The 14,896-nt window shown below is 62.7% G+C and carries 15 protein-coding genes and 1 pseudogene; 3 read left to right on the top strand and 13 right to left on the bottom strand.

Annotation, left to right across the window (positions count from 1 at the left end):
* The 10 genes and pseudogenes from B0T39_RS25275 to B0T39_RS21345 form a co-directional block, all read right to left on the bottom strand.
* A pseudogene (locus tag B0T39_RS25275) lies at window positions 1–83 on the bottom strand (IS5/IS1182 family transposase); the annotation flags it as partial.
* Between the two features lie 482 nt (window positions 84–565).
* On the bottom strand, window positions 566–1,645 hold the full coding sequence (gene corA, locus B0T39_RS21385) for a magnesium/cobalt transporter CorA (RefSeq protein WP_081550255.1): 1,080 nt from the start codon (window positions 1,643–1,645) through the stop codon (window positions 566–568).
* A 7-nt stretch (window positions 1,646–1,652) separates the two neighbouring features.
* Complete coding sequence (gene ppx, locus B0T39_RS21380) at window positions 1,653–3,140, bottom strand: exopolyphosphatase (RefSeq protein WP_439896899.1); 1,488 nt, start codon at window positions 3,138–3,140, stop codon at window positions 1,653–1,655.
* A 198-nt stretch (window positions 3,141–3,338) separates the two neighbouring features.
* Window positions 3,339–4,040, bottom strand: a complete 702-nt coding sequence (gene phoU / locus B0T39_RS21375) for a phosphate signaling complex protein PhoU (protein WP_081550253.1) — start codon at window positions 4,038–4,040, stop codon at window positions 3,339–3,341.
* A 142-nt stretch (window positions 4,041–4,182) separates the two neighbouring features.
* Complete coding sequence (gene rpiA, locus B0T39_RS21370) at window positions 4,183–4,842, bottom strand: ribose-5-phosphate isomerase RpiA (RefSeq protein ID WP_043590916.1); 660 nt, start codon at window positions 4,840–4,842, stop codon at window positions 4,183–4,185.
* Between the two features lie 113 nt (window positions 4,843–4,955).
* Window positions 4,956–5,432 carry a 2-C-methyl-D-erythritol 2,4-cyclodiphosphate synthase gene (gene ispF, locus B0T39_RS21365; RefSeq protein ID WP_081550251.1) on the bottom strand — a complete coding sequence of 159 codons (477 nt, stop codon included), beginning with the start codon at window positions 5,430–5,432 and terminating at the stop codon, window positions 4,956–4,958.
* 1 nt (window position 5,433) lies between these two features.
* Entirely contained in the window at window positions 5,434–6,117 is a 684-nt protein-coding gene (gene ispD, locus B0T39_RS21360) for a 2-C-methyl-D-erythritol 4-phosphate cytidylyltransferase (RefSeq protein ID WP_081550249.1), read from the bottom strand.
* Complete coding sequence (dnaQ, locus tag B0T39_RS21355) at window positions 6,114–6,833, bottom strand: DNA polymerase III subunit epsilon (RefSeq protein WP_081550247.1); 720 nt, start codon at window positions 6,831–6,833, stop codon at window positions 6,114–6,116. Before dnaQ ends, ispD begins: the two co-directional genes overlap by 4 nt.
* 70 nt (window positions 6,834–6,903) lie before the next feature.
* On the bottom strand, window positions 6,904–7,347 hold the full coding sequence (gene rnhA, locus B0T39_RS21350; protein WP_081550245.1) for a ribonuclease HI: 444 nt from the start codon (window positions 7,345–7,347) through the stop codon (window positions 6,904–6,906).
* 46 nt (window positions 7,348–7,393) lie between these two features.
* Window positions 7,394–8,119, bottom strand: a complete 726-nt coding sequence (locus B0T39_RS21345; RefSeq protein WP_081550243.1) for a class I SAM-dependent methyltransferase — start codon at window positions 8,117–8,119, stop codon at window positions 7,394–7,396.
* Between the two features lie 13 nt (window positions 8,120–8,132).
* Between B0T39_RS21345 and gloB the strand changes: the two genes are divergently transcribed.
* Together gloB and B0T39_RS21335 are read left to right on the top strand one after the other, a co-directional pair.
* On the top strand, window positions 8,133–8,897 hold the full coding sequence (gene gloB / locus B0T39_RS21340) for a hydroxyacylglutathione hydrolase (protein WP_081550241.1): 765 nt from the start codon (window positions 8,133–8,135) through the stop codon (window positions 8,895–8,897).
* Between the two features lie 314 nt (window positions 8,898–9,211).
* Window positions 9,212–11,023, top strand: a complete 1,812-nt coding sequence (locus tag B0T39_RS21335) for a lytic transglycosylase (RefSeq protein ID WP_081550239.1) — start codon at window positions 9,212–9,214, stop codon at window positions 11,021–11,023.
* 55 nt (window positions 11,024–11,078) lie between these two features.
* On the opposite strand, the gene B0T39_RS21330 is transcribed toward B0T39_RS21335, so the two are convergent.
* Both B0T39_RS21330 and dtd read right to left on the bottom strand, forming a co-directional pair.
* Window positions 11,079–12,158, bottom strand: a complete 1,080-nt coding sequence (locus B0T39_RS21330; RefSeq protein ID WP_081550237.1) for an FUSC family protein — start codon at window positions 12,156–12,158, stop codon at window positions 11,079–11,081.
* 3 nt (window positions 12,159–12,161) lie between these two features.
* Complete coding sequence (dtd, locus tag B0T39_RS21325) at window positions 12,162–12,614, bottom strand: D-aminoacyl-tRNA deacylase (protein ID WP_081550235.1); 453 nt, start codon at window positions 12,612–12,614, stop codon at window positions 12,162–12,164.
* 135 nt (window positions 12,615–12,749) lie between these two features.
* Here dtd and yaaA point away from each other — a divergent pair, with 135 nt between their 5' ends.
* Window positions 12,750–13,523 carry a peroxide stress protein YaaA gene (gene yaaA, locus B0T39_RS21320; protein WP_081550233.1) on the top strand — a complete coding sequence of 258 codons (774 nt, stop codon included), beginning with the start codon at window positions 12,750–12,752 and terminating at the stop codon, window positions 13,521–13,523.
* 318 nt (window positions 13,524–13,841) lie between these two features.
* Here yaaA and B0T39_RS21315 read toward each other — a convergent pair whose 3' ends face one another.
* Window positions 13,842–14,837: a 2-hydroxyacid dehydrogenase gene (locus B0T39_RS21315; protein WP_081550231.1), complete on the bottom strand. Its 996-nt coding sequence runs from the start codon at window positions 14,835–14,837 to the stop codon at window positions 13,842–13,844.
* Between the last annotated feature and the right edge of the window lie 59 nt (window positions 14,838–14,896).

Genomic DNA, 14,896 nt, shown 5'->3' with positions numbered 1-14,896 from the left:
TTCTTGCGCAGGCTTTCCAATAGCGGTCTGATCTGTTCGAACTGTTCACGACTTACGTCGCTTGGATAATGGCTTCTTCGCATTCGGCAATTATCTCAGGACGAAAAGATCGTGAACAGGCTCTAAGGCGAGATCAGGGAGACCACAGAGAAAGCGGAACCACTATGCGACGTCTCACGACGCGCAGCAGATCGGCCGGAGGTCTCGAAACCGAGGAAATGAGGTTTTCAGGAAGGGAAAAGGGCAACGGGAGGCAGGACTACCCCTGCGGCTTGTTGGCTGCCGGCAAAACTTATAGGCCCGCGTTCATCATCCATGCTACAAGCTCGGAGCGTTGCGACAGAAAACACCGTGCGCACGGAACATGGAACTCTGACGCAGGCACTCATCGCACAGTGTTTCTACCAACGCGCGGCAACTCTCTAGAGCCTGTTCGAAGTCTCGCGAGCAAGAGCGAGACAAAACAAACACGGCAGAGAAAGAGGAGTGTACACACGGTATATGAGCATTTCGAAGCCGGTTTCAACGCCATATTGCCGACACGCAGCGGACTTTGACCTGGCTCTTAAAGCCAGCGTCGCTTCCAGAACAGCCACCCCAGCCCGCTGGCGATGCCCAGCATCGCCACCAGCACCAGGTGGTAGCCGTAGTGCCATTTCAGCTCCGGCATGTATTCGAAATTCATGCCGTAGATGCCGGCGATCAGCGTCAGCGGCATGAAGATCATGGTCAACACGGTAAGCACCCGCATTTGCAGGTTGAGGCGGTGAGATTGAGTGGACAGGTAAAGGTCCAACATATCGCCCACCATCTCGCGCGACATTTCCAGGGATTCGATCACGTGCATGGTGTGATCGTAGGCGTCGCGCAGATAGACCAGAGTTTCCGGCTTGAAGAAGCCGTGTTCGCCGCGGTTCAGCGAGATCAGCATTTCCCGCATCGGCATCAGTGCGCGGCGAAGCTTCAGACAATCCCGCTTCAGCCGCTGGATCTGCATCAACACGCCCTGGTCGCGGCCGCGCAGCAGCATGCTGTCCATACGTTCCACTCTTTCGTTGAACTCGGTGAGCACGCCGAAATAGTCGTCTATCATCGCGTCCAGCAAGGAATAGCCCAGGTAGTCCGCCTCCTTGTGACGCAGCAGGCCGCGTCCGCGGCGCAGCCGTTCCCGCACTTCCTCGAACACGCCGGTGGGGCGCTCCTGGAAACTCAGGACAAAGCGACGGCCGATGACCAAGTAGATCTGATCGGACAACAGCCGGCCCGCTCCGTTTTCACTGTGCTGGTGATAGTCGAACACCCGGCTGGCGACGAACAGGTAATCGCCGTAGTCCTCCACTTTGGGCCTTTGCCGCGCGTTCATGATGTCTTCCAGTACCAAGGAGTGCAGGCCAAAGCGCTGACCGATGGCACGCATCACCTCGGGCTGGTGCAGGCCGTAGACGTTGAGCCACAGCACGCCGCTGCCGGGCTGGTGGGCCAAACCTTCCGACACGGTCTGGAACACGGTTTCCTGCAATTGCTCCGGGCCGTATTCGAACAGCGAGATCGAGGCTTCCGGCAATTTCGCCTCTCCCACCGACAGCAGGGTGCCGGGCGCTTCGCCCAGCGTGGGAATGCGTTTTTTCAGCGTGGCATGGCGCATGGGCGGGTCACACTTGCACGATATCTAGCACGAAGCCGACGTTCTTCCACTGGCCAATCTCCTGTTTGAAGCCGCTGGCGGTCAGCGGGCTGCCTTTCAGCCAGACCTTGTTCAGGGTCAGCGCAAAGCCGGTGGCGTGCTGGCGCAGGTCCAGCATTTCCGGCAGTGCAATGCTGTTGCGGCTGCGATGGAACAAAACCGCCAGCCGCAGCGACACCACCGCCTGCCACAGGCTGGAGTCTTCCATGTATTGCCGCATCTTGCCCATGTCGCCGCGGTGGCCCAGCACGATGGCGGCCAGCGTGGCCTGCTCACGCTTGGAGAAGCCGGGCATGTCGGCGTGCTGCAGGATGTAGGAAGAGTGCTTGTGATAAGCGGTGTGCGAGATGGTCAGTCCGATCTCGTGCAGCTTGGCGGCCCACAGCAGGCGCTTGAGCATGGCCTGGTCCACATCTTCGCCGGCCACCATCCGGTACAGACGCTCGGCCAGCGTGGTGACACGCTCGGCCTGGCCGGTGTCCACATGGTAGCGGCGTTTGAATTGGGTGACGGTGGTATCGCGCATGTCCTTTTCACGCTGGCGGCCTAATAGATCGTATAGCACGCCGTCGCGCAGAGCGCCTTCGGCCACCGTCATCTTGTCGATGGCCAACTCCTGAAACACCGCGATCATGATGGCGAGGCCACCTGCCAGCACCGGCGCGCGGTCGGCCTTGAGGCCGTTGACGTCGATGGCGTCTATGCTGCCCTGGCGGATCAGCTGCGCCTTGAGCTTTTCCATGCCGGACAGGGTGATGTCGGCCGTGCTCCAGTCGTTGATTTCCAGCACGTCGCGCAAGGAACGCGCGGTACCGGAGGTGCCCACCGCCAACTGCCATTCCTCGCGCTGGTATTGATGGGCGATGCGCTGGATCTCATTGCGCGCGGCCAGAATCGCATCCTGGAAATTGGCCTGAGTCAGCTTGCCGTTGCCGAAATAACGCAATGTGTAGCTAACGCAGCCCAAGGGCAGGCTTTCCGTGACCAAAGCCTTGTAATGGCTGCCGATGATGAACTCGGTGGATCCGCCGCCGATGTCCACCACCATGCGCCGCTCCTTAGTGTCCGGCAGCGAATGGGCGGCGCCCAGATAGATCAGCCGCGCTTCTTCGCGGCCGGCGATCACTTCAATGGGGAAACCCAGCAGCGGCTCGGCCTTGGCGATGAAATCCGCCGCGTTCTTGGCCACGCGCAGGGTGTTGGTGCCCACCGCGCGCACTTGGGCCGGGGTGAAGCCGCGCAGACGCTCGCCAAAGCGGGCGAGGCAGGCCAGCGCCTTGTCCTGGGTTTCTTGGTCCAGCTGTTTGTCGGCGGTCAGGCCCGCGCCCAAGCGCACGGTCTCCTTCATCACGTCCAGCGCGTACAGCTGGTCGTCCACCACCCGCGACACTTGCAGGCGGAAGCTGTTGGAGCCCATATCGATGGTGGCGAGCACGTTGTTTGGGGGCGTGGTCAGTGTCAAAGACACCCCTTCTCTCTTTATCAAGGCCCGCGCCCGCGCGGCTGCGCCGGCGGAAACGGGGGGATTCATCATCAGGTTGGATCGCCGGGGGACTGGCACGGACGCCGGACGCAACAATGGCGGCAACACCGAATGTTACCGCCATTTTAGGCAAACCGTCATGTCAAGTCGCCGTGGCCAGCGCTGCCGGGCTCAGCCCAGGGTTTCTCGCTTCTTGGTTTCCAGCGTGGTGTGACGGATGTCCTTGCCCTTGACCAGGTAGACCACATATTCGGAAATATTGGTGGCGTGATCGCCGATGCGCTCTATCGCCTTGGAGATGAACAGGGTGTCGATGGACATGCTGATGGTGCGCGGGTCTTCCATCATGAAGGTGATCAGCTGGCGCAGCTCCGCGGCGAAATCCTCGTCCAGCTCCTGGTCGGCCTCGGCCAGTTCCAAGGCGGCGCTGGTGTCCAGGCGGGCGAAGGCGTCCAGCGCGCGGCGCAACATGCCCAGCGCCGAGTCCGCCATTTTCTCGATTTCGCGGAAGCGCGGCACCTGATAGCGCTCCGACTGATAGATGGTCTTGCCCATGCGCGCAATCTTCTTGGCTTCGTCGCCGATGCGCTCCAGATCCGTGATCACCTTGATCACGGTGAACACGATGCGCAGATCGCTGGCGGCCGGCTGACGGCGGGCGATGATGTGCAGGCAGTCGTCGTCGATGGTGACTTCCATCGCGTTGACCAGCGCGTCTTCGGCAATCACCTTGTCCAGCTTGTCAATGTCGCCTGCCAGCAGGGCTTCCATCGCGGACAAAATCTGCTGCTCCACCAGTCCGCCCATCTGCAGGACGCGGGTGCGGATGGTTTCCAGCTCCATATCGAACTGTTTGGAAATATGCTCTGCCATGTCTGCCCCAAACCAAAACCTGTCAAAAAACGCTATGTTAATGCGGACAGATGACGACGATGTGACAATTCATCTGCCCGCGTCCGGGCGGCACAAGCCTGTTCAGAGGCAGGTACGCGCCGTCAGGACTTTGAGCTGGCCGTTAACGGATTTCTTCGACGCCGCTCTGACGACCCAACACCAGCACATCGGCGCGACGGCGCGCGAACAGGCCGCAGGTAACCACGCCGGCCAGGTGGTTGATGATTTCTTCCAGTTCCACCGGCTTCTGAATCTTCAAGCCGTGCACGTCCAGAATCACATTGCCGTTGTCGGTGGTCACGCCCTGGCGCAGCTCCGGGTGGCCGCCGAGCTTGACCAGTTCGCGCGCCACATAGCTGCGCGCCATCGGGATGACTTCGATGGGCAGCGGGAAGCCGCCCAACATGGCGACGTATTTGGTTTCGTCGGCGATGCAGATGAACTGCTCGGCCACGCTGGCGACGATCTTCTCGCGGGTCAGCGCGGCGCCGCCTCCCTTGATCATGTGCAGGTGGTGGTTGATTTCATCGGCGCCGTCGATGTATACCGGCAAAGCGTCCACTTCGTTCAGGTCGAACACCGGGATGTGGTGGGCTTTGAGACGGGCGGTGGAGGCGTCGGAGCTGGACACCGCGCCGCGGATGCGGCCCTTGATCGCGGCCAGTTCTTCGATGAACAGATTGACGGTGCTGCCGGTGCCCACGCCGACGATGCTGTCGTCCGGCACGAATTCAATGGCCTTCTTGGCCACGGCAAGCTTCAGTTGGTCCTGAGTCAACATGGTAATGCCTCCTGTGTTTGGATGGTGTTGCGCCGGGCGGATTATGGCACGGGGCGATCCGCCAGACACCTGTCATCAATTGCGAGCCGCAAACCGCGAAGCGCGGCGCAGTTTTACACGGACGTCAGCAGGCAGACGGCTTGCGCCTCTATCGCCTCGCAACGCCCCAAATAACCCAGCTTCTCGTTGGTTTTGCCCTTGACGTTGACCGCGCCGAAGTCCAGGCCGAGGTCTTCGGCGATGGCCGCGCGCATCGCGTCGATGTGCGGAGCCAGCTTGGGCTGCTGCGCAATCAGCGTGCTGTCCACGTTCACCGGTCGCCAGCCGGCGGCGCGCACGCGCTTGGCCGCTTCGCGCAGCAGCGCGCGGCTGTCGGCGCCCTTGAACTCGGGATCGGTGTCCGGAAAGTGACGGCCGATATCGCCCAGCGCCGCCGCGCCCAGCAGCGCGTCGGTAATCGCGTGCAGCAAGGCGTCGGCGTCGGAGTGGCCCAACAAGCCCTTGTCGTGCGGAATACGCACGCCGCCCAGGATCAACGGCCGGCCGGCCACCAGCTGATGCACGTCGTAGCCCTGTCCCACTCGAAACATATCAATCCTTTCTTGCCGACAGCACCGCGCGCGCCAAGGCCAGATCGCGCGGATAAGTCACTTTGAAATTCTGGGCGTCGCCCTCCACCAGCCGCGGCTTGCCGCCGCAGCGCTCTATCGCGGAGGCTTCGTCGGTCACATCCGCCAAGTCGCCGCCTTGCAGGGCCTCCCGCAATTTGCCGTGGCGGAACATCTGCGGGGTTTGCGCCAGCCACAGGCCGGCGCGCGAAACGGTGACCGCCACGCGCTGTTCGACGTCGGCGCGCTTGACGGTGTCCGGCACCGGCAGGGCCAGCAAGCCGCCCACCGGATCGTCGCCCACCTCGGCCAGCAGCCGCTCCACCGCGTCCGCGGTCAGGCAGCAGCGCGCGGCGTCGTGCACAAGGATCCAGTCGTCGGCCTCGCAGTCCAGCGCCTCCAGGCCGTTGCGCACGCTTTCGGCGCGGCTGACGCCGCCCACGCGCAGCACTTGCAGCTTGGGAATGTCCCAGTCGAAATCGTCGAACCACTCGTCGCAGGGGGAAATCACCACCGCCACCGCCTCGACGGCGGGCACCGCGGCCAGGGCCTGCAGGGTATGCCACATCAGCGGCTTGCCGTTCAGCTGCAGGTATTGCTTGGGACTGGGCGCGCCGAAGCGGCTGCCGTGGCCGGCGGCCGGCACCAGCGCCAGATAGCGGCTCACGCGCCCTCTCCGACCGGCGTCTCCAGACTGCGCCACAGGCAGGTTCCCTTCACCGATTTGTCCAGATCGTTCAAATAGGTTTGATGATCCGCCAGTTCCTGCTCGTTGGCGCGCTTGACGATCAACGGCTTGCGCTCGAAATCCATCGCGCCGTGCTGGCCGCCTGGCAGATCGACGTCGATGTCCATCACCAGGCTTTCCTGGCCGCGGGTCATCCATAGATAGACTTCGGACAGCAGTTCGCAGTCCACCAGCGCGCCGTGCAAGGTGCGGTTGGAGCGGTCGATCTCGAAGCGGTCGCACAAGGCGTCCAGGCTATTGCGCTTGCCGGGGAACTGGTCGCGCGCCTCGCGCAGGGTGTCAATCACATTGGCGCACAGGTTCTTGATGGACGGCAGGCCCACTCTTTCGAATTCGGCGTTGAGAAAGCCAACGTCAAACGGCGCGTTGTGGATGATCAGCTCCGCGTCGCGCAGGAAGTCGGCCATTTCCTCGGCCACCTCGCGGAACTTGGGTTTGCCTTCCAGAAACTCTAGAGAGATGCCGTGCACGCGCTGGGCGTCCGGATCGATGTCGCGCTCCGGATGGATGTAAAGATGCAGATGCTTGCCGGTGAGCTTGCGGTTGATCATTTCCAGGCCGGCGAATTCGATGATGCGATGGCCTTGGGCGTGTTCGAGACCGGTGGTTTCGGTATCGAGAATGATTTGTCTCATGCGCTATCCTGGCGGCGGCCGCAGCCGGCGGCGCCGCTCTGAATCCTGAATAAGGGCGGGCGCGGCCGGGTCAGGCCAGCTCTACGCCGCGGTTGGCCAACTGATCGGCCCGTTCGTTGAATTCATGGCCGGCGTGGCCTTTAACCCAGCGCCACTCCACGTGCAGGTGGCGGTTGCGTTCGGCGTCCAATTGCTGCCACAGATCGGCGTTCTTCACCGGCTCCTTGGCCGCGGTCTTCCAGCCCCGCGCTTTCCAGCCGTGAATCCACTCGGAAATGCCTTTTTGCACATATTGGGAGTCGGTGTACACCACCACCTGGCAGGGCCGGTTCAAAGTGGCCAGGCCCTTGATCACGGCCAGTAACTCCATTCGGTTGTTGGTGGTGTTCGCCTCGCCGCCGCACACTTCCTTTTCCTTGCCCTTGAAGCGCAGCAAAGCGCCCCATCCGCCCGGCCCCGGATTGCCCTTGCAGGCGCCGTCGGTATACATCTCTACCTTGTCTTCAGTCGTCATGCTGTCTCGTCATTGCCGGGGCTTGCGCCCCGCTTGCTGTGTTGTCTCATGGTTCCCTGTGGCTGTGATGGCGCTCGTTGCCGGCGGCCACCGCCAGACCGGTTTTGGCCTTGGCCTGCTTCCAATTGGGCAGGATCAAACGCATGCCGCGCTGGCGTTTGATCGCCTCAATGCCGTACACGCCGGCGGCCAGCGGCCACCAGCGGTCCCCGGCCCGCTCCATGAAGCGGAAGCGTTGCACCCAGTCGCAACGGGAAAACGGCGGCGCGTAGCCCATGAAGCCGCCGCTCGCGGGCTCCAGCTCCAACAGGGTCAGCCAGTCCTTGATGCGCACCAGCGACAGAAAGTTGCCGCTCCACGGCGAGTTTTCGCGCCCCTGGATCAGCCTGCGCACACCCCACAACGACACCGGATTGAAGCCGGTGAGGATCAACCGGCCCTCCGGCATCAACACGCGCTCGGCTTCCCGCAGTACCTGATGCGGCACAGTGGTAAAATCCAGCACATGCGGCATCACCAACAGGTCCAGGCTGCGACTCTCGAACGGCAGTTGCTCCGGATCGCACAGGATCTGCGCCGGCCCGGAATCCGCGACGCGGCACTGCCAGGGAATGCGGTTGGCGCGCAGGAAGTCGACTTCCGGCAACCCCAGCTGCACCGCATGAAAGCCGAACACGTCGGCGACGGCGCGATCGAAATAAGCCTGCTCCCGCTCCAGCAGATAACATCCCAATTCGCTGGAGCTCAGCCAGTCGCTAAACGAATTCTTCATTGAGAGAAGCCTTATGCCAGCCAAATTCACCGTCAGCCCGGTAGGGGCCTTCAGTGACAATTATATCTGGGTTTTGCATCACAGCGGCCGCGCTGTCGTGGTGGACCCGGGCGAGGCCGCGCCGGTCTTCGCCTTCCTTGAGCGGGAAGGGCTTCAGCTGGAAGCCATCCTGATCACCCACCACCACGCCGACCATATCGGCGGCGTGGCCGAGCTGTCCTCGCGCTGGCGGGACGCCGCCGTCTACGGCCCGGCCGACATCGCCTTGGTCTCCCGCCCGGTGATGGACGGGGCTCGCGTCGAACTCTCCTTCGGCGCGGCCGCGGTGCTGGAAGTTCCGGGCCACACGCTGAACCACCTGGCCTACGTGATCGACGACGCGCTGTTTTGCGGCGACACCCTGTTCGGCGCGGGCTGTGGTCGGCTGTTCGAAGGCACGCCGCGGCAAATGCACGATTCGCTGACCAAACTGGCCGCGCTACCGAACGCCACCAAGGTCTACCCGGCTCATGAGTACACCGTGGCGAATCTACGCTTTGCGCTGACGGTGGAGCCCGGCAACCCGGTGTTGGCTATCCGCATGAGCCGGGACCTGAAATTGCGCGAACAGAACCAGCCCACCCTACCCTCCACCATCAGCCTGGAGCGCGCCAGCAACCCTTTCCTGAGAGCGCATGAGCCGGCGGTGCGTCAGTCCGTCGTGCACTGGAGCGGCCAAGCTCTTAATGATGTTGTCGAAGTCTTTGCCGCGTTGCGCGAGTGGAAAAATCGCTTCTGAGGGATTTGTTCACGATCTCGCGAGTTAAGGCGAAACAAGGCGAAAACGACTGAGAAAACGGAAAGCACGTCGCTGTCCATCAGTGTTTCAAAGGGGTTTTCAAGGCCACATCGCCGGCGCTCAGCGGGCCGTGAACAAGCGCTGAAACCATGACAAGGAACTGAATCCTGATCGCCACTGTTAAAAATAACTGGCACAGGACAGTCTGTATGGCCTATATGTCAGCAAAGCACATGAAGTTATTTGGTTTTTTGGTTGACACCCCTATGTTGGCTGTTTAGCATCAGCCGAAATCAGAATTCCGGGCCCGCCAAATGAATCGCTTCACCCCGTTGGCACTTTCGCTGTCATTTGTTTTTTTATTTGCCTCCGCCGCGCATGCGGACGGGGCGTTTCGCCAATCCGTCGGCGTGGACGAGGGCCTGGCCGCCGGCCTGGACATGATGCTGCTGAACTCCAGCCTGCTTCGCAACGGCGACAACGTCTGGGAGCGCGCGCGCGAAGGCTTCCAACTGCCGGAAGTGAACGCGGACATCGTACGCCGCCAGGAACGCTTTTATGCCAGCAAGCCGGAATACTTCCGCCGCACGCTGGACCGCAGTAGAAAATATCTGTTTCACATCATGAACGAGGTGGAGCGCCGCGGCATGCCCACCGAGCTGGCGCTGTTGCCGCTGGTGGAAAGCGCCTTCGTTCCCACCGCGAAATCCCATGTCGGCGCCTCCGGTCTGTGGCAGTTCATGCCGGCCACCGGCCGCCACTACGGTCTGGAACAGACCTGGTGGTACGACGGCCGCCGCGACGTGATGGAAGCCACCCGCGCCGCGCTGGACTACCTGGAAAACCTGTACGGACAGTTTGGCGACTGGAACATCGCGCTGGCCGCCTACAACTGGGGCGAGGGCAACGTCTCCCGCGCCATCGCCCGGCTGCAGGCCAGCGGTCAGGAAGTGACTTACGAAAACATTCGCATGCCCAACGAAACGCGCAACTACGCGCCTAAGTTGCTGGCGGTGCGCAACATCCTCAACGATCCGGCCAAGTTCGGCGTGCGCCTGGACAAATTCCCCAACAAGCCTTATTTCGTCGCGGTTTCCACCGGCAAGCACATGAATATCGACATCGCCGCCAAGCTGGCCGGCGTGTCCATCGGGGAATTCAAAGAACTGAACCCGGCCTTCAACCTGCCGGTATACGCGCACAAAAACGGCCGCCAGATGCTGATCCCGGCGGCCAAGGCCGACAAGTTCCAGGCCAATCTGGCCAAGTGGGACAAGCCGCTGCTCACTTGGGAAGTCTACACTCCGCCCGCGGACGCCAACGTCAGCCTGATCGCCAGCGAGCACGGCATGAGCGCCGGTCAACTGATGAGCGCCAACAATCTGAGCAGCAGCTCGCTCAAGGCCGGCCAGCCGGTGCTGGTGGCGATGAGCAAGGATCAGCGCGACATCCGTCCGCTGGACGCCACCGACACCGCCTTGCCGGAAAGCGGCGACAGCGCCACCCTGTTGGCGCAGGCGGAAACGCCGCGCGCCGCGCCGGCGGTGATGGTCGCCTCGGCCCAAGCCGTCCCGCAAGCCACCCCCGTCGCCCAGGTTCAGACGCCGCCGGCCTCCGGCCAGCCCGCTCCTGTCCTGGCGGCAGCGCCGGAAGCCCCGCCGGCCCCAGCCAAAACCGTCCTCGTGGCGGCCGCGCCCGCGACAACAGCCACGGCCGACGCCGACGGCAATTACACCGTGGCCGCAGGCGACACCCTGTACAGCGTCGCCCGTCGCTTCAACCTTAGTCTGGACGATTTGAAAACGGCCAATCAGCTGGATTCCAACACCGTTCTGGTCGGCCAGGTGCTGAACGTCAACAAAACCCTGGACAAGAGCGTGACCCTGCTGGCGGACAGCCGCGCCAGCCAGGCTCAGCAAGACGCCTTGCTGAAAGTCAGCGGCCTGCAGATCAACCAGCGCGCCACCGGCAGCGTGCCGGCGGAATACGTGGTGCAGCGTGGCGACACCCTGTTCAGCATCGCCCGCCGCTTCGGCGTCAATCACAACGACATCCAGCGCTGGAACGACTCCCGCCAGTTGACCCGGCTGCAGCCGGGCCAGAAAGTGCGCATCCAGGGCCTGTAAGGGCTTGGGCCGCAAGAAAAAGCCAGGGCGAGCCCTGGCTTTTTCTTGCCCGCCGCTAGCGGCTGCGCCCCTGGCTGGCGCTGCTCAGCCAGTGCCACACCATCAGCAGCACCCCGCGGCTGGGCGGCGGCACCTGCATCAGGCAGGGCAGCAGCAGCGCCAAATCCTCGCGCAAATGCTCGGCGACCAGATTGAACTCCGCGGTCAGCCAGTGGCAATACGAGGGCTTGTCCAGCGCCAGCGGACTGACCGCCTCGCTCAGCACCTCCGCCAGCATCGCCGGCTGATTGAAGCGCATTCCGTGAGCGGCGCGCATCAGCGTGCGCACGATGGCGCGGCGTTGTTCAGCGCCATCGCTCAGGGCTGGCGTGTCCTGGGCCACCTCGCCCATACGGTCCAGCAGGCTGCACAGCGCGCGCTGACGCCGCTGGATGACGTCGAAACCCGCCGCGGGCAGGCCGGACTCCTGCACCGCCGCCGCCACCAAGGCCCGCATCCGGATCAAACGGCTGTTGAAACGCTCCAGCGCCAAGCCGGCGTCCACCTCGCGCCGCCGCGCGATCTTGCTGTACAGGGTGGCCGCTTCGCGCACATTGTCCGCCAGCAAAAAACGCCAGCTGTCTATCGCCCGCAAAGGGAACAGGCCGGCGGCCACCAAGCCCAGCAGGGAACCGGCCAGCACATTGAAGCCGCGCCACAGCGCGGCCTCCACCGGCTCGTTGCCCAGGCCGGCGACAATCACCATGGTCAACCCCACCAGCAGCGCCAGATACTCGCCCTTGCCCAGCGCGAACCAGGCGCTGAGCATCACCAGCGCCGTCATCCACAGATAGCAGGACAGCGGCGAATGGCGGTACAAGGCCATGGCCACCAGGCCGGCCGCCGCCCCCAGCAAAGAGCCGCCCATGCGCTGCAAGGCCTTGCGCCTCACCCCGCCCCAGTGCGGCACGCTGCCCAGCACGATCAGAATGGTCACCAGCATCCAGCTGCCATGCGGTATCTCGAACAGCAGGTTCAAGGCCAAACCCACCAAAAACGCCGCGGCCACCCGCAGCACATGCGCCTGCCGGGCGTACAGGTTCAGATAATACGGCGTCAATAGAATGCGCCAGGACCGCCAACGGCTGCCTTCCATCGTTTACTCCATCGTCTTGCTGTCCAGCCAGATCGTCACCGGACCATCGTTGACCAACGCCACCTGCATGTCCGCGCCGAACACGCCGGTGGGCACCGGCTTGCCCAAGGTCTGCGCCACCGCGGCGACAAACTGATCGAACAAGGGACTAGACCGCTCCGGCCGCGCCGCGCGCGAATACGAGGGCCGGTTCCCCTTCTTGGTGCTGGCGAACAAGGTGAACTGGCTGACCGCCAACACCTCGCCTCCGCAATCCAGCACCGAGCGGTTCATGACCCCGGCCTCATCGTTGAAAATCCGCAACTGGCTGAGCTTGCGCGTCAGCCAAGCGATATCCTCCGCCCCGTCTTCCTCCTCAATGCCCACCAGCAACAGCAGGCCGGGACCGATCTCCCCGGTCACGCGCCCCTCCACCGTCACCGAAGCCTGCCTCACCCTTTGCACCAATACCCGCATGTCCTCTCCTTGCCAAACCATCATAGATTCAAATCCCGGCCTGCATTCTAGAGCCAAGCGCGCCGCCGGTCACGACGGCGGGCCAAGCCCGACGCAGTCCAGTACAATGGCGGTTGCTCAATAAGGATTCGCCTCATGCTGATGGTCATCTCCCCAGCCAAGACGCTGGACTTCGACACCCCCGCCGCCACCAATCACTACACCCAGCCGGACTTTCTGCACCACAGCGCCGAGCTGATCCAGGTACTGCGCGCCAAGAGCCCGCTGGAAATCGGCAAGCTGATGAGCATCAGCGACGCGCTGGCGCAATTGAACGTGGGCCGCTACCACGATTGGCAAGCGCCGTTCAGCCCGGCCAACGCCAAACAGGCGGTGCTGGCCTTCAAGGGCGACGTCTACGAAGGCCTGAACGCCGCCAGCCTGGAGCCGGGACAGATGAGCTATCTGCAAAACCATTTGCGCATTCTGTCCGGCCTCTACGGCACGCTGCGGCCGCTGGACCTGATGCAGCCCTACCGGCTGGAGATGGGCACCCGCCTGAACAACCCGCGCGGCAAAAACTTGTACGAGTTCTGGGGCGACACCGTCACCCACGCGTTGAACGCCGTGCTGGAGCAAAGAAAAGACCCGGTACTGGTGAACCTGGCCTCGGAGGAATACTTCAAGGCGGTGAAGCCGACCAAGCTCAACGCCAGCCTGATCACCCCAGTGTTCCAGGACCGCAAGAACGGCCAGTACAAAATCATCAGCTTCTACGCCAAACGCGCGCGCGGCATGATGGCGCGCTGGGCCGCGCTGCATCAGGTCAGCCAGCCGGAGCAGCTCAAGCACTTCGACAGCGCCGGTTACGCCTTCGATTCGGCGGCCTCCAGCGAACTCACCTGGGTATTCCGCCGCGACCTACCCTAAGAACCTGTTTACGATCTACTGCGCGTCGGCGATACGGCGTTGAAAACCTCGTCGAAATGCTCATGTACCACGTGTACATTCCGCTTTCTCAGCCGTTTTCGCCTTGTCTCGCCTTGTCTCGCCTTGTCTCGCCTTGTCTCGCCTTGTCTCGCCTTGTCTCGCCTTGTGTCGCCTTAGCTCGCGAGATCGTAAACAGGCTCTAAGACCCGCGAACAAAACCCCTGATCCTGCATTGCGCCTCCTTGTCGTACGACTCGTACTGCCTGCGTCGGCGCGCCTTGGCTCAGCTTCTCTGCGTGGTTTTGTTAGCCGCTCTAACTAGACGGAGATGGCGTTGACCAGCGCCTCTCCCCGCTCGAAAGCGCCGGCATTGCCCAAGGTGGTGTCGGCGATATTCATCAGCGCCTCCCGCGTCAGAAAGCCCTGGTGGGAAGTCACCAGCACATTGGGAAAGGTCAGCAAACGCGCCAGCTGATCGTCCTGCAGCCCGCTTTCCGACAGGTTCTCGAAAAACACGCCCTCTTCCATCTCGTACACGTCCAGGCCCACGCCGGACAAGCGCCCAGCCTTCAACGCTTCCAACAAGGCGGCAGTGTCGACCAGGCCGCCTCGGCTGGTATTGATCAGCACCGCACCCGGCTTCATCCGCCCCAACGTCTCGCGATTGATCAGGTGCCGGCTCTCCGCCGTCAACGGCAAATGCAGGCTGATCACATCCGCCTGTCGCCATATGTCCTCCAAAGAGACAAACTCGCAACCCAGACTAGCCGCCAGTTCGGCGTTGGGGTACAGATCATAGGCCAGCACCCGCATGCCGAAGCCGCGGGCGATGGACATCGTGGCCTGGCCGATTCGGCCGGCGCCCAACACGCCCATGGTCTTGCCGTGAAGATCGAAACCCACCAACCCGTCCAGCGAAAAATCCATCTCCCGCACCCGGGTGTAGGACTTGTGAATGCGGCGCACCACCGCCAGCAATAAAGCGAAGGCGTGCTCGGCCACCGCGTGCGGCGAATAGGCTGGCACCCGGGTCACCGCGATGCCGTGCTGACGGCAAGCCGCCAGATCCACGCCGTTGTAGCCGGCGCAACGCAAAGTCACCAGCCTCACCCCCGCCGCAGCCAGCTTCGCCACCACCGCGGCGTCCAGCCTGTCGTTGACGAAAGGGCACACCGCAGCCACTCCCTGAACCAGCCCCACGGTGTCCAAGCTCAAGCGCGGTTCGAAAAACTGCAGTTGATGGTGGTGGTTTTGATTGGCGGCCTCCAGTGCCTGGCGGTCGTAATTCTTGGCGTCAAAAACGGCAATGCGCATGCTGAGGCTCCCGAATGTGAATAGATGAAACCACTATAAAGCAGCTCTTCTCTCAACTA

It is taken from the genome of Chromobacterium haemolyticum, assembly GCF_002081825.1.
Taxonomy (GTDB): domain Bacteria; phylum Pseudomonadota; class Gammaproteobacteria; order Burkholderiales; family Chromobacteriaceae; genus Chromobacterium; species Chromobacterium fluminis.
The sequence above is the reverse complement of the archived record's forward strand: the minus strand, read 5'-3'. Positions and strand labels throughout refer to the sequence as shown.

Bases quoted from the DNA above. Each gene is read 5' to 3' on its own strand.
- rpiA (WP_043590916.1), bottom strand. From the start codon at position 4,842: ATGTTGACTCAGGACCAACTGAAGCTTGCCGTGGCCAAGAAGGCCATT.
- ispF (WP_081550251.1), bottom strand. From the start codon at position 5,432: ATGTTTCGAGTGGGACAGGGCTACGACGTGCATCAGCTGGTGGCCGGC.
- B0T39_RS21330 (WP_081550237.1), bottom strand. From the start codon at position 12,158: ATGGAAGGCAGCCGTTGGCGGTCCTGGCGCATTCTATTGACGCCGTAT.
- dnaQ (WP_081550247.1), bottom strand. From the start codon at position 6,833: ATGAGACAAATCATTCTCGATACCGAAACCACCGGTCTCGAACACGCC.
- B0T39_RS21315 (WP_081550231.1), bottom strand. From the start codon at position 14,837: ATGCGCATTGCCGTTTTTGACGCCAAGAATTACGACCGCCAGGCACTG.
- dtd (WP_081550235.1), bottom strand. From the start codon at position 12,614: ATGCGGGTATTGGTGCAAAGGGTGAGGCAGGCTTCGGTGACGGTGGAG.
- B0T39_RS21345 (WP_081550243.1), bottom strand. From the start codon at position 8,119: ATGAAGAATTCGTTTAGCGACTGGCTGAGCTCCAGCGAATTGGGATGT.
- corA (WP_081550255.1), bottom strand. From the start codon at position 1,645: ATGCGCCATGCCACGCTGAAAAAACGCATTCCCACGCTGGGCGAAGCG.
- rnhA (WP_081550245.1), bottom strand. From the start codon at position 7,347: ATGACGACTGAAGACAAGGTAGAGATGTATACCGACGGCGCCTGCAAG.
- yaaA (WP_081550233.1), top strand. From the start codon at position 12,750: ATGCTGATGGTCATCTCCCCAGCCAAGACGCTGGACTTCGACACCCCC.
- B0T39_RS21335 (WP_081550239.1), top strand. From the start codon at position 9,212: ATGAATCGCTTCACCCCGTTGGCACTTTCGCTGTCATTTGTTTTTTTA.
- gloB (WP_081550241.1), top strand. From the start codon at position 8,133: ATGCCAGCCAAATTCACCGTCAGCCCGGTAGGGGCCTTCAGTGACAAT.
- phoU (WP_081550253.1), bottom strand. From the start codon at position 4,040: ATGGCAGAGCATATTTCCAAACAGTTCGATATGGAGCTGGAAACCATC.